We start from the raw sequence: 12,047 nt of genomic DNA, 5'->3' as shown, positions 1-12,047 counted from the left end.
GACACAATGCAGGGTTCTGTGACAGAGTTTCTAAAACCGCGCCTGGTAGATATCGAGCAAGTGAGTTCGACGCACGCCAAGGTGACCCTTGAGCCTTTAGAGCGTGGCTTTGGCCATACTCTGGGTAACGCACTGCGCCGTATTCTGCTTTCATCAATGCCGGGTTGCGCGGTGACCGAGGTTGAGATTGATGGTGTACTGCACGAGTACAGCACCAAAGAAGGCGTTCAGGAAGATATCCTGGAAATCCTGCTCAACCTGAAAGGGCTGGCGGTGAAAGTTCATGGTAAAGATGAAGTTATTCTTACTTTGAATAAATCTGGCATTGGCCCTGTGACCGCAGCCGACATTACCCACGACGGTGATGTCGAAATCGTCAAGCCGCAGCACGTTATCTGCCACCTGACCGATGAAAACGCATCTATTAGCATGCGCATCAAAGTTCAGCGCGGTCGTGGTTATGTGCCGGCGTCTGCCCGAATTCATTCGGAAGAAGATGAGCGCCCGATCGGACGTCTGCTGGTCGACGCCTGCTACAGCCCTGTAGAGCGTATTGCCTACAATGTTGAAGCAGCGCGTGTAGAACAGCGCACCGACCTGGACAAGCTGGTCATCGAAATGGAAACCAACGGCACAATCGATCCTGAAGAGGCGATTCGTCGTGCGGCAACCATCCTGGCTGAACAACTTGAAGCTTTCGTTGATTTACGTGATGTACGTCAGCCGGAAGTTAAAGAAGAGAAACCAGAATTCGATCCGATCCTGCTGCGCCCTGTTGACGATCTGGAATTGACTGTCCGCTCTGCTAACTGCCTCAAGGCAGAAGCTATCCACTATATCGGTGATCTGGTACAGCGTACCGAGGTTGAGTTGCTGAAAACGCCGAACCTGGGTAAAAAATCTCTTACCGAGATTAAAGACGTGCTGGCCTCCCGTGGTCTGTCTCTGGGCATGCGCCTGGAAAACTGGCCACCGGCAAGCATTGCTGACGAGTAACCGGATCACAGGTTAAGGTTTTACTGAGAAGGATAAGGTCATGCGCCATCGTAAGAGTGGTCGTCAACTGAACCGCAACAGCAGCCATCGCCAGGCTATGTTCCGCAACATGGCAGGTTCGCTGGTTCGTCATGAGATCATCAAGACGACCCTGCCGAAAGCGAAAGAACTGCGTCGCGTAGTTGAGCCGCTGATTACTCTTGCCAAGACGGATAGCGTAGCTAATCGTCGTCTGGCATTCGCCCGCACTCGTGATAACGAGATCGTGGCAAAACTGTTTAACGAGCTGGGCCCGCGTTTCGCGAGCCGTGCCGGTGGTTACACTCGCATTCTGAAGTGTGGCTTCCGTGCTGGTGACAACGCTCCGATGGCTTACATCGAGCTGGTTGATCGCGCCGAGCCGAAAGCAGAAGCTGCTGCAGAGTAATCTGTAGTAACGTAGAAAAACCCGCTTCGGCGGGTTTTTTTATACCCTCCGCATCCCCATCTCACTACAATATTCATACACTTTTTGTTCAATCCCCTGGAGACAGCGTATGTGGTTGCTTGATCAATGGGCGGAACGCCATATCCTGGATGCCCAAAAAAGCGGTGAATTTGATAATCTACCCGGCACGGGTGAACCGCTGCATCTCGTAGACGACTCCCATATTCCAGAGGAACTTCGGGCAGGTTACCGTCTGTTAAAAAATGCAGGCTATTTACCGCCGGAGCTGGCCCAGCGCAAAGAAGCGCTGGAGTTGAGGGAACTCTTACAGAGTATCCGGCAGGATGATCCCCGCTATCATGAACTGAACCGCAGACTGACGCTGCTGGAGCTAAAATTGCACCAGGCAGGGTTGAACACCGATTTTCTGCGCGGAGAATATGCAGACAGACTGATACAGAAAATGAATGAGGGCTGAGTATGTATCGTATAGGCGAACTGGCAAAATTGGCAGATGTTACTCCGGATACGATCCGTTATTACGAAAAACAGCAGATGATGGACCACGACGTCCGCACTGAGGGTGGATTTCGTCTCTACACTGACAACGATCTGCAGCGCCTGCGTTTCATCCGTTATGCGCGACAGCTCGGGTTTACGCTGGAATCGATCCGCGAACTGCTTTCGATCCGTATCGATCCTGAACATCACACCTGTCAGGAGTCCAAAAGCATCGTCCAGGCACGGTTAAGCGAAGTCGAAGAAAGAATTGAAGAGCTACAGACGATGCGCCGCTCGCTGCAACGTCTGAATGATGCCTGCTGCGGCACCGCACATAGTAGTGTGTATTGCTCTATTCTTGAAGCGCTGGAGCAAGGTGCGAGTACGGCTCCTGCTGCGCGTTGATCTTTTTTTATCCCGGGATTACACTCCCGCCGTCAAAACACACAATCTGGAGAAATTATGAGCCGCTATCAGCATAAGAAGGGGCAGATTAATGATAACGCCATTGAGGCTTTACTTCATGATCCGCTGTTCCGTCAGCGCATTGAGAAGAATAAGAAAGGGAAAGGCAGTTATTTACGCAAAGATAAGCATGAAAAACGGGGTAACTGGGAGGCCAGTGGCAAGAAAGCAAAATGCTTTTTTACCACTGGCCTTCTGGCTTTTACGCGTCAGATTATGAACGGTTATTTTGTTCTTTCAGCAGATCGCGAATTTCAGAAAGCAGGACTTCTTCTTTAGTCGGTGCCGGCGGTTCTTTCGCCTCGACTTCATTATTACGACGAAGTTTATTCATCAGTTTGATTGCCATGAAAATAGCAAATGCAACGATGATAAAGTCGAAGATATTCTGAATGAAAACGCCATAATTCATCACTACGGCAGGAATATCCCCCGCAGCCGGGCGTAGCGTCCAGGCGAATTGCTTGAAATCTACCCCGCCAATTAACAACCCCAGGGGCGGCATAATAATATCGGCAACCAGTGACGATACGATTTTGCCAAATGCGGCACCAATAATGACACCAACGGCTAAATCGACAACATTCCCGCGCATCGCGAATTCGCGAAACTCTTTAAGTAAGCTCATTTTTTTCTCCATGTGCCAGCTGACGTTTATAAGTTTAACAAATGTTTAGTCATTTTCCATTAGACCTGGCGAATCAAATAAATCAATTAGCCCTTAAATAATAAAGGGTTAATTAAGAAAGCGCTCCTGAGAGCGCTTCGTTGAAAATTAAAGGAAGAAGGGGCTTGGCTGGAAAAGTCGTTCTACATCAGTGATAAACTTTTTATCCGTCAGGAACATAATCACATGGTCGCCCTGTTCAATACGGAGATTATCATTAGCGATCATGACATCATTTCCGCGTACGACGGCACCAATAATGGTTCCCGGCGGCAGTTTAATTTCATCAATCACCCTGCCGACAACTCTTGAGGTGGTTTCATCTCCGTGTGCGACAGCTTCAATCGCTTCGGCAACACCTCTGCGAAGTGACGATACGCCCACAATATCGGCTTTACGCACATGGCTCAGCAAGGCGGAAATCGTCGCCTGCTGAGGCGATATAGCGATATCAATAACGCTGCCCTGTACCAGATCGACATAAGCGCGGCGCTGGATCAGCACCATCACTTTTTTCGCTCCCATACGTTTTGCCAGCATCGCCGACATGATATTCGCTTCGTCATCGTTGGTGACTGCGATAAAGAGGTCGACCTGATCGATGTGCTCTTCCATCAACAGTTCCTGATCCGATGCGTCGCCAAAGAATACGATCGTATTCTGTAGCTTCTCGGCCAGTTCCGCCGCTCGCTGCTGATCACGTTCGATAAGTTTAACGCTGTAGTCTTTCTCCAGACGTTGCGCCAGACCCGCACCGATGTTACCGCCACCCACGAGCATGATGCGTTTATAGGGTTTCTCCAGGCGCTGCATTTCGCTCATAACGGCGCGAATATGCTGTGAGGCAGCAATAAAAAATACCTCATCGCCAGCTTCAACAATGGTAGAACCCTGAGGACGGATCGGCCTGTCATGGCGGAAAATCGCCGCCACGCGGGTATCGATATGTGGCATATGCTCGCGCATGGTCGACAGCGCATTGCCCACCAGAGGACCGCCATAGTAGGCATTAACCACGGCGAGACTCACTTTACCTTCGGCAAAGTTCACCACCTGCAGCGCGCCAGGATACTCGATCAGACGGTAAATGCTGTCGATGACCAGCTGTTCCGGAGCAATCAAATGATCGATCGGCACCGCTTCGGAATGAAATAGTTTCTCGGCATCACGGACATAATCAGGCGCACGAATACGCGCGATACGATTTGGCGTGTTAAACAGAGAGTAGGCGACCTGACAGGCCACCATATTTGTTTCGTCCGAGCTGGTTACCGCCACGAGCATGTCTGCATCATCAGCACCCGCTTCGCGCAATACACGGGGATGCGAACCATGACCCTGTACGACGCGCAGATCGAACTTATCCTGCAGGCTGCGCAGACGTTCACCATTGATATCGACAACGGTAATGTCGTTATTCTCGCCTACCAGGTTTTCCGCCAGGGTGCCGCCAACCTGACCTGCACCAAGTATGATAATTTTCATCGGTCGCGATCCGTTATTCGATCATTTCTTGATTAGCTTAGCGTAAAAGAAGCCATCGCCTTCTTCCGCGGCAGGCAGGTTTTGCTTGCCTGGATTGTCCGGTGTGCCAGTACCGCTCAGCACTGCATCAGGCGTACGTTCCAGAAACGCGCGAATTTGCTCACTGTTCTCTTCAGGAAGAATGGAGCACGTGGCATAAACCAGCGTTCCGCCGGACTTCAGATGCGGCCACACCGCGTCGAGAATTTCGCGTTGCAGGCCGGCAAGTTCAGGAATATCACGATCGCGACGCAGCCATTTGATATCCGGGTGGCGGCGAATAACGCCGGTGGCGGAGCAGGGGGCATCCAGCAGGATACGATCAAACTGTATGCCATCACACCACTGCGCAGGATAGCGTCCATCGCCTTGCTTCACTTGCGCTTTCATGCCCAGACGTTTCAGGTTGTCATACACCCGTGAGAGCCGTTTTTCATCAACATCGACGGCCATTACCTGGGCATTCGACGCCGCTTCCAGAATATGCGTCGTTTTGCCCCCTGGCGCTGCGCAAAGATCGAGGATCTGCTCGCCATTTTCTGGCGCAAGGAATGTCATACAACCCTGTGCAGAGGCGTCCTGGACGGTCACCCATCCCTCTTCAAAACCCGGCAGAGCGTGGACAGGCAACGGCGATGCCAGCCGGATGGCGTCCGGATAGTCGGGATGCGTAAAGCCTTTATGACCTGCTTCTTCCAGCAAGGCCAGCCACGCATCTCGACTGTGATGATTGCGGTTAACGCGCAGCCACATCGGTGGTCGTTGGTTATTCGCCTCAATAATGGCTTCCCACTGCTGTGGATAGGCACTCTGCAGGCGCTTTAACAGCCAGGAAGGATGAAGCGAACGGCTTTCGCTTTGTGCGAATGCATCAAGCAATACATCTTGCTGACGCTGAAACTGACGCAGCACACCGTTAATCAGCCCTTTAAGCAGGGGACGTTTGATGGCTACCGCGCCTTCTACCGTCTCTGCCAGCGCAGCGTGCGGCGGAATTCGGGTGTATATCAGCTGGTAGAAGCCGACCATGATCAGGTAATGGATGGTGCGTTGTTTGCCCGTCATCGGGCGCGACATCAGTTTATTGATCAGCCATTCCAGCTGTGAAAGCGTGCGCAGGACGCCAAAGCAGAGCTCCTGGAGCAGTGCTTTATCCTTGTCTGACACTTTTTGCTGGAGCGGCGGGAGAACATTGCTGAGCGATTGCCCGTTTTCAACGACCTGCTCCACGGCCTGGGCCGCAAGGCTGCGTAAATTTGTATTTTTTTTCATAACCGCAAAAACAAAAATGCCCGGTAACACCGGGCTTAAGACATTTCACCCTCAGGCGAGACGATTACCGGGAATAAACCACTCCCGACGAGAATTTAACAGATCCTGCACGTTCATCGCTTTCTTCCCTGCCGGCTGCAGCGATTGCAGATTTAAAATGCCATCGCCTGTCGCTACCTGAATGCCATTTTTATTGGCCTCAATGATGGTACCGGGCTCGGCCTTCAGGGGGGTGTTAATGACCGACGCCTGCCAGACTTTAACCGGCTGTTCGTCAATGACGATATAGCTCATCGGCCAGGGATTAAACGCACGAATATTGCGTTCGAGCTGAGCGGCAGAAAGCGTCCAGTCAATGCGGGCCTCTTCTTTGCTGAGTTTCTCAGCATAGGTGACCAGCGATTCATCCTGTACTTCGGGTTTTGCCGTGCCGCGCGCAAGCTGATCCAGCGTGAGCAGCAAACCTTCAGGTCCCATCCCTGCCAGCTTGTTGTACAGCGACGCGCTGGTATCGTCAGGTAAAATCGGGCAGGTAAGCTTGCAGAGCATATCACCGGTATCCAGACCCACATCCATCTGCATAATGGTGACGCCCGTTTCAGCATCACCGGCCCACAGCGAACGCTGGATAGGCGCGGCGCCGCGCCAGCGCGGCAGCAGGGAACCATGCACGTTGATACAGCCCAGACGAGGCATATCCAGTACGGTTTTCGGCAGAATCAGGCCATACGCCACGACCACCATGACATCAGCGTTAAGCTCGGCAACGAGCTGCTGGTTTTCCTGCGGGCGAAGCGAGACGGGCTGGAAAACCGGTAGCCCTTTTTCTTCGGCGAGAACTTTTACCGGGCTCGGCATCAGCTTTTTGCCGCGCCCCGCAGGGCGATCTGGTTGGGTAAACACGCCGACAATCTGATGCTCAGACGACAACAGCGCGTCAAGATGACGCGCTGCAAAGTCAGGTGTACCCGCAAAAATAATACGTAGTGAGTCTGACACGTTGATTCTTGTCCTTAAGCTCGCGCATTCAGACGGTCGAGTTTCTCAACTTTCTGACGAATACGTTGTTGCTTCAGCGGCGACAGATAATCGATAAACAGCTTGCCGACCAGGTGATCCATTTCATGTTGAATACAGATTGCCAGCAAGCCATCGGCTTCCAGTTCGTACGAGTTGCCTTCACGGTCCAGCGCGCGGATTTTCACTTTCTCGGCGCGAGGCACCAGAGCGCGTTGCTCAGGAATGGAAAGACAACCTTCCTCAATACCGGTTTCACCGCTTTTTTCCAGCAGTTCCGGGTTGATCAGTACCAGCCGCTCGTCGCGGTTTTCGGAAACATCAATCACGATAATGCGCTGATGGATATCCACCTGCGTTGCCGCCAGGCCGATACCTTCTTCGGCGTACATCGTCTCGAACATATCATCGACGATACGCTGAATTTCTGCATTGACTTCTTTAACCGGCGCAGCGACTTTGCGAAGGCGCTCGTCCGGAATATGTAACACTTGCAAAACTGCCATAAATTTCCAGAGTCGTGTTCAGGAGTTGAAAAGATAATTATCACTATTCTAGACAAAACCCCACCTGATTGACAGCATCAGTGACCAATCGCAAGGATTGCCGAAGCCGCTTGTGGCAGGGAGATGAGATGACATCAACAGAGACAGGGCTGCGTCTGATGGCGGTAGCTGGAATATACGGCGACGCCATGCTCGACGCGTATCGGGCGCTCAAAACGTCTCCTTCTATTGAAAAGAACGTCTTAACGCGAGCGGGTCTTTCCGCCAGACAGGCGGCACAGTTTCTTTCCGTTTCGGATGCCGAACTGGAAACCTCTCTGCAATGGCTTGAGCAGCCAGACCATCATCTTATTACCGCAGACAGCGATGCGTACCCTGAGGCATTGCGCGCCATTGTTGATTACCCTGCGCTGCTGTTTGTCGCCGGCGATCCTGCAGCCCTTCATTCTCCACAACTGGCCGTCGTGGGGAGCAGGGCGCACTCCTGGTATGGCGAGCGATGGGGAAGCTTTTTTTGCGAGACGCTGGCGAAAGGCGGATTGACGATCACCAGCGGGATGGCGCTGGGGATTGACGGCGTGGCTCATCGTGCGGCGCTAAACGTCGGTGGAAAAACTATTGCCGTGCTGGGGCATGGTCTTTCGTTAATTCATCCACGTCGGCATTCTCTGCTGGCGAAACAAATTCTGGAAACAGGTGGCGCGCTGGTCTCAGAGTTTCCGTTGCTAACAAAACCACTGGCTCACCATTTTCCACGGCGAAACCGGGTCATCAGTGGTCTGAGCCTCGGTGTATTTGTCGTCGAAGCTGCGCTGAAAAGCGGTTCGCTGGTGACTGCCCGATGTGCACTCGAACAGGGGAGGGATGTCTTTGCATTACCCGGCCCGATTGGCCACCCCGGCACAGAAGGGCCACACTGGCTCATTCGACAGGGCGCGATTCTCGTGAACTCACCCGAGGAAATCCTGGAAAATTTGCAATATGGTTTCCACTGGTTGCCAGATGACGCTGAAAAAGCAATTTATTCACCGGATCATCAGACTGTGGCATTGCCATTTCCAGAGCTCCTGGCTAACGTAGGAGATGAGGTAACACCTGTTGACGTCGTCGCTGAACGTGCCGGCCAACCTGTGCCAGTAACGGTGGCTCAGCTACTCGAACTGGAGTTAGCAGGGTGGATCGCAGCTGTACCCGGCGGCTATGTCCGTTTAAGGAGGGCATGCCATGTTCGACGTACTAATGTATTTGTTTGAGACTTACATCCATAACGAAGCTGAAATGCGCGTGGATCAGGACAAACTAACGCGGGATCTTACCGACGCGGGTTTTGATCGTGAGGATATTTATAACGCGCTGTTGTGGCTTGAAAAGCTCGCTGACTATCAGGAAGGCCTCGCCGAACCGATGCAGCTCGCTTCTGACCCACTCTCCGTTCGTATTTATACGGAAGAAGAGTGCCAACGGCTGGATGCCAGTTGCCGGGGATTCTTGTTATTCCTGGAGCAGATTCAGGTGCTAAACCTCGAAACGCGTGAAATGGTGATCGAACGAGTCATGGCGCTGGATGCCGCAGAGTTCGATCTGGAAGACCTGAAGTGGGTCATTCTGATGGTGCTGTTTAATATCCCGGGCTGTGAAAACGCGTACCAACAAATGGAAGAATTACTCTTCGAAGTGAATGAAGGTATGCTGCATTAATCATTTGTGCAGCATTAAGAGTTGTTATGGCCAAATCAGCACTGTTTACGGTGCGTAAAAGCGAGCCCTGCCCTCAATGCGGGGCTGAACTGGTTATCCGAACCGGGAAACACGGTCCGTTTCTCGGCTGCTCGCATTATCCGGAATGCGATTACGTTCGTCCCCTGAAAACCCAGGCGGATGGGCACATCGTAAAAGTTCTGGAGGGGCAGTTATGTCCTGTCTGTGGGGCTGAGTTGGTGTTGCGTCAGGGACGTTTTGGTATGTTCATTGGATGCAGCCGATACCCTGAGTGTGAACATACCGAAGTCATCGACAAGCCCGATGAAACCTCAATTAGCTGTCCGCAGTGCCACCAGGGCCACCTCGTCCAGCGCCGTTCACGCTACGGTAAAACCTTTCATTCCTGTGATCGCTATCCGGAATGTCAATTCGTTATCAATTTCAAACCCGTAGTGGGCGAATGTCCTGAATGCCATTACCCACTGCTCATCGAAAAGAAAACCGCACAGGGCGTGAAGCGTTTCTGTGCCAGTAAACAATGTGGAAAGCCGGTAACGGCGGAACAAATCAGTGAATAATTACCTGCCATCAGACTCCGTAGCCAATGCGGTTGCGTTGTTAAACAATGAAAATGTCATCGCCTATCCCACAGAAGCTGTTTTTGGTGTCGGTTGCGACCCGGACAGCGAAACTGCGGTTATGAAACTGCTGGATCTCAAACAGCGACCGGTCGAAAAAGGTCTGATTCTGATCGCCGCCGATTTTGAGCAGCTCAAACCCTATATCGATGATTCCCGGCTGACAGCCGAACAACGCGCCGCTGTGTTTTCCTGCTGGCCGGGGCCTGTCACCTTTGTTTTTCCGGCGCGGGCCACAACGCCACGCTGGCTGACCGGGCAGTTTGACTCGCTGGCAGTCCGTGTCACGGACCATCCGCTAGTGATAGAACTTTGCCGTGCTTACGGTAAACCGATTGTCTCCACCAGTGCCAATCTGAGCGGGTTACCGCCATGCCGCACCACTGAAGAAGTCCACGCGCAGTTTGGTGATGATTTCCCGGTTGTAAATGGTCTCACTGGTGGGCGCCTGAATCCTTCAGAAATTCGGGACGCGCTGACGGGTGAGCGCTTTCGCCAGGGGTAATACATGGAAACTTACGCTGTCTTTGGTAATCCGATCGCGCACAGCAAATCGCCGTTTATCCATCAGCAGTTTGCGAAACAGCTCCATATTGAACACCCCTATGGACGTGTACTGGCGCCGGTAGATGATTTTATTAATACCCTGAATGCCTTTTTCGCCGCAGGCGGCAAGGGCGCTAACGTGACGGTTCCTTTTAAAGAAGACGCTTTCGCCAGAGCGGATGAACTTACAGAGCGTGCAGCGCTGGCGGGTGCAGTCAATACGCTCAAGCGTCTGGAAGACGGGCGTTTACTGGGTGATAACACCGACGGAATTGGTCTGCTTAGCGATCTGGAGCGCCTTGAGCTTATCAAGCCGGGCTTCCGTATTTTGCTGGTGGGCGCTGGTGGTGCAGCACGAGGCGTGTTGTTACCGCTGCTTTCGCTGAACTGCGCGGTCACAATTACGAACCGCACCTTTTCCCGGGCTCAGGAACTGGCTCAGCTTTTTGCCCATACCGGCAGCATCAACGCGGTTGAAATCGGGACGCTCGACGGACTGGAATTTGATCTTATTATTAATGCCACCTCGAGCGGTATTGGTGGTGAGGTGCCAGCGATTCCCTCCTCCCTCATTAATGCACATGTTCGTTGCTATGACATGTTTTATCAGAAAGGGAATACGCCTTTTCTGCGCTGGTGCGAACAGCATGGCGCGAAAATGTATGCCGATGGATTAGGTATGCTGGTGGCTCAGGCGGCGCATGCAGTATTGCTCTGGCACGGTGTATTGCCGGAAACCACGCCAGTAATCGCGGCGCTTTCCCGGGAACTGCAGGCGTGAACCAGGCGATTCAGTTTCCTGACCGGGAGCGCTGGAACGAGGATCTGTGCGCGGTGGTTTTCCCGGCGCTGGTGAATGGTATGCAACTGACATGTGCCATTAAAGGGGAAGCGCTGGCGCACCGCTTTGGTGGCGATACGCCAGCGACATGGCTGGCTTTTTTTCGCGAGCACCGTTGGGATCTGGAAGAAGAAGCCGAACAGGCTATTCGCGAAGAACAGGAAGACAGTCAGGGCTGGTTCTGGCTCTCCTGATTCAAATAGTCATTCTTCCATTTCACGTAGTTGTTCGCAGAATAGAGCAACCCCGCCATTTCCGCTTCCGTCAGGGGGCGGACCTGTTTCACCGGACTTCCCAGATAGAGATAGCCGCTCTCCAGCCGCTTGTTCTGGGGGACAAGACTCCCGGCACCAATCATTACATCATCCTCAACAATGACACCGTCGAGCAGAATTGATCCCATACCTACCAGTACGCGATTGCCAATCATGCAGCCATGCAGCATCACTTTATGCCCCACGGTGACATCATCTCCGATAATCAGAGGATTGCCTTCCGGGTTATAGGATGACTTATGAGTGACATGGAGGACACTCCCGTCCTGAATATTGCTGCGGGATCCGACAGAGACATAATTGACATCACCGCGGATGGCAACCAGCGGCCAGATGCTGACGTCATCGGCTAAACGCACGTCGCCAATCACGACACTGGTGGGATCAATCATCACGTTTTGACCGAGTTTGGGAAAAGTATCCTTATAAGGACGAAGCTTTGCAGACATGACTACCTCTGTTTGATCACGTATCGCTGCATTATCGACCATCAGCAGGGCTTTCACACCTCAAAAAAGCAGCAGATCGTACACGATCTCCGCGGAAAGCCCGAAAAATCAACAGTCAGAAAAAAAGATCCAAAAAACGCTTGTGCAAAAAAATGGGATCCCTATAATGCGCCTCCGTTGAGACGACAACGTGAATCACTTCACGAGCCAGTCGGAACGGCT

At 52.4% G+C, this 12,047-nt stretch carries 17 protein-coding genes; 11 read left to right on the top strand and 6 right to left on the bottom strand.

Going from position 1 to position 12,047, the window contains the following annotated elements:
- Positions 1-6: 6 nt before the first annotated feature.
- The 5 genes from GTGU_RS14805 to GTGU_RS14785 all read left to right on the top strand — a co-directional run bounded on the left by GTGU_RS14805 (position 7) and on the right by GTGU_RS14785 (position 2,668).
- Positions 7-996, top strand: coding sequence for a DNA-directed RNA polymerase subunit alpha (locus GTGU_RS14805; RefSeq protein ID WP_038158497.1), 990 nt, complete (start codon positions 7-9; stop codon positions 994-996).
- 40 nt (positions 997-1,036) lie between these two features.
- Entirely contained in the window at positions 1,037-1,423 is a 387-nt protein-coding gene (rplQ, locus tag GTGU_RS14800; RefSeq protein WP_002919206.1) for a 50S ribosomal protein L17, read from the top strand.
- A gap of 109 nt (positions 1,424-1,532) precedes the next feature.
- A complete protein-coding gene (locus GTGU_RS14795) occupies positions 1,533-1,901 on the top strand; it encodes a DnaJ family domain-containing protein (protein WP_038158493.1) in 369 nt (122 codons plus the stop codon).
- Between the two features lie 2 nt (positions 1,902-1,903).
- Entirely contained in the window at positions 1,904-2,329 is a 426-nt protein-coding gene (gene zntR / locus GTGU_RS14790; protein ID WP_038158491.1) for a Zn(2+)-responsive transcriptional regulator, read from the top strand.
- A 57-nt stretch (positions 2,330-2,386) separates the two neighbouring features.
- The gene (locus GTGU_RS14785; RefSeq protein ID WP_038158490.1) at positions 2,387-2,668 is read left to right on the top strand and encodes an alternative ribosome-rescue factor A; all 282 of its coding nucleotides are present in this window, start codon (positions 2,387-2,389) and stop codon (positions 2,666-2,668) included.
- Here GTGU_RS14785 and mscL read toward each other — a convergent pair.
- The 5 genes from mscL to def all read right to left on the bottom strand — a co-directional run bounded on the left by mscL (position 2,604) and on the right by def (position 7,375).
- Positions 2,604-3,017 (bottom strand): large-conductance mechanosensitive channel protein MscL, encoded by a 414-nt coding sequence (gene mscL, locus GTGU_RS14780; protein WP_038158488.1) that lies wholly within the window; start codon positions 3,015-3,017, stop codon positions 2,604-2,606. The two genes, GTGU_RS14785 and mscL, sit on opposite strands and share 65 nt — an antisense overlap.
- Before the next feature lie 147 nt (positions 3,018-3,164).
- Positions 3,165-4,541, bottom strand: a complete 1,377-nt coding sequence (gene trkA / locus GTGU_RS14775; RefSeq protein ID WP_038158486.1) for a Trk system potassium transporter TrkA — start codon at positions 4,539-4,541, stop codon at positions 3,165-3,167.
- 21 nt (positions 4,542-4,562) lie between these two features.
- Positions 4,563-5,852 carry a 16S rRNA (cytosine(967)-C(5))-methyltransferase RsmB gene (gene rsmB / locus GTGU_RS14770; protein WP_038158551.1) on the bottom strand — a complete coding sequence of 430 codons (1,290 nt, stop codon included), beginning with the start codon at positions 5,850-5,852 and terminating at the stop codon, positions 4,563-4,565.
- Between the two features lie 51 nt (positions 5,853-5,903).
- Positions 5,904-6,851, bottom strand: coding sequence for a methionyl-tRNA formyltransferase (fmt, locus tag GTGU_RS14765; RefSeq protein WP_038158485.1), 948 nt, complete (start codon positions 6,849-6,851; stop codon positions 5,904-5,906).
- Positions 6,852-6,865: 14 nt separating this feature from the next.
- A complete protein-coding gene (def, locus tag GTGU_RS14760) occupies positions 6,866-7,375 on the bottom strand; it encodes a peptide deformylase (RefSeq protein WP_038158483.1) in 510 nt (169 codons plus the stop codon).
- A 128-nt stretch (positions 7,376-7,503) separates the two neighbouring features.
- Here def and dprA point away from each other — a divergent pair, with 128 nt between their 5' ends.
- From dprA to GTGU_RS14730, 6 genes are read left to right on the top strand one after another with little or no spacing between them, the layout of a single operon-like run.
- Positions 7,504-8,628: a DNA-protecting protein DprA gene (dprA, locus tag GTGU_RS14755; RefSeq protein WP_038158481.1), complete on the top strand. Its 1,125-nt coding sequence runs from the start codon at positions 7,504-7,506 to the stop codon at positions 8,626-8,628.
- Complete coding sequence (gene smg / locus GTGU_RS14750) at positions 8,600-9,073, top strand: DUF494 family protein Smg (protein ID WP_038158479.1); 474 nt, start codon at positions 8,600-8,602, stop codon at positions 9,071-9,073. The genes dprA and smg overlap by 29 nt, the downstream gene beginning before the upstream one ends.
- A 26-nt stretch (positions 9,074-9,099) precedes the next feature.
- Positions 9,100-9,654: a DNA topoisomerase family protein gene (locus GTGU_RS14745; protein WP_038158476.1), complete on the top strand. Its 555-nt coding sequence runs from the start codon at positions 9,100-9,102 to the stop codon at positions 9,652-9,654.
- Entirely contained in the window at positions 9,647-10,219 is a 573-nt protein-coding gene (tsaC, locus tag GTGU_RS14740) for an L-threonylcarbamoyladenylate synthase type 1 TsaC (protein ID WP_038158474.1), read from the top strand. The genes GTGU_RS14745 and tsaC overlap by 8 nt, the downstream gene beginning before the upstream one ends.
- Before the next feature lie 3 nt (positions 10,220-10,222).
- Complete coding sequence (gene aroE, locus GTGU_RS14735; RefSeq protein ID WP_038158472.1) at positions 10,223-11,041, top strand: shikimate dehydrogenase; 819 nt, start codon at positions 10,223-10,225, stop codon at positions 11,039-11,041.
- The gene (locus tag GTGU_RS14730) at positions 11,038-11,295 is read left to right on the top strand and encodes a DUF1488 family protein (protein ID WP_038158469.1); all 258 of its coding nucleotides are present in this window, start codon (positions 11,038-11,040) and stop codon (positions 11,293-11,295) included. The genes aroE and GTGU_RS14730 overlap by 4 nt, the downstream gene beginning before the upstream one ends.
- Here the strand turns inward: GTGU_RS14730 and GTGU_RS14725 are convergent.
- Positions 11,271-11,825 (bottom strand): gamma carbonic anhydrase family protein, encoded by a 555-nt coding sequence (locus tag GTGU_RS14725; protein WP_038158550.1) that lies wholly within the window; start codon positions 11,823-11,825, stop codon positions 11,271-11,273. The two genes, GTGU_RS14730 and GTGU_RS14725, sit on opposite strands and share 25 nt — an antisense overlap.
- Positions 11,826-12,047: the final 222 nt, after the last annotated feature.

The sequence above is a fragment of the Trabulsiella guamensis ATCC 49490 genome, from assembly GCF_000734965.1.
Lineage (GTDB): Bacteria > Pseudomonadota > Gammaproteobacteria > Enterobacterales > Enterobacteriaceae > Trabulsiella > Trabulsiella guamensis.
This window is presented reverse-complemented; position numbering and strand designations above follow the sequence as displayed.

Bases quoted from the DNA above. Each gene is read 5' to 3' on its own strand.
- rplQ (WP_002919206.1), top strand. From the start codon at position 1,037: ATGCGCCATCGTAAGAGTGGTCGTCAACTGAACCGCAACAGCAGCCAT.
- GTGU_RS14795 (WP_038158493.1), top strand. From the start codon at position 1,533: ATGTGGTTGCTTGATCAATGGGCGGAACGCCATATCCTGGATGCCCAA.
- GTGU_RS14745 (WP_038158476.1), top strand. From the start codon at position 9,100: ATGGCCAAATCAGCACTGTTTACGGTGCGTAAAAGCGAGCCCTGCCCT.
- dprA (WP_038158481.1), top strand. From the start codon at position 7,504: ATGACATCAACAGAGACAGGGCTGCGTCTGATGGCGGTAGCTGGAATA.
- def (WP_038158483.1), bottom strand. From the start codon at position 7,375: ATGGCAGTTTTGCAAGTGTTACATATTCCGGACGAGCGCCTTCGCAAA.
- GTGU_RS14725 (WP_038158550.1), bottom strand. From the start codon at position 11,825: ATGTCTGCAAAGCTTCGTCCTTATAAGGATACTTTTCCCAAACTCGGT.
- aroE (WP_038158472.1), top strand. From the start codon at position 10,223: ATGGAAACTTACGCTGTCTTTGGTAATCCGATCGCGCACAGCAAATCG.
- GTGU_RS14805 (WP_038158497.1), top strand. From the start codon at position 7: ATGCAGGGTTCTGTGACAGAGTTTCTAAAACCGCGCCTGGTAGATATC.
- mscL (WP_038158488.1), bottom strand. From the start codon at position 3,017: ATGAGCTTACTTAAAGAGTTTCGCGAATTCGCGATGCGCGGGAATGTT.
- zntR (WP_038158491.1), top strand. From the start codon at position 1,904: ATGTATCGTATAGGCGAACTGGCAAAATTGGCAGATGTTACTCCGGAT.
- rsmB (WP_038158551.1), bottom strand. From the start codon at position 5,852: ATGAAAAAAAATACAAATTTACGCAGCCTTGCGGCCCAGGCCGTGGAG.
- GTGU_RS14785 (WP_038158490.1), top strand. From the start codon at position 2,387: ATGAGCCGCTATCAGCATAAGAAGGGGCAGATTAATGATAACGCCATT.
- smg (WP_038158479.1), top strand. From the start codon at position 8,600: ATGTTCGACGTACTAATGTATTTGTTTGAGACTTACATCCATAACGAA.
- trkA (WP_038158486.1), bottom strand. From the start codon at position 4,541: ATGAAAATTATCATACTTGGTGCAGGTCAGGTTGGCGGCACCCTGGCG.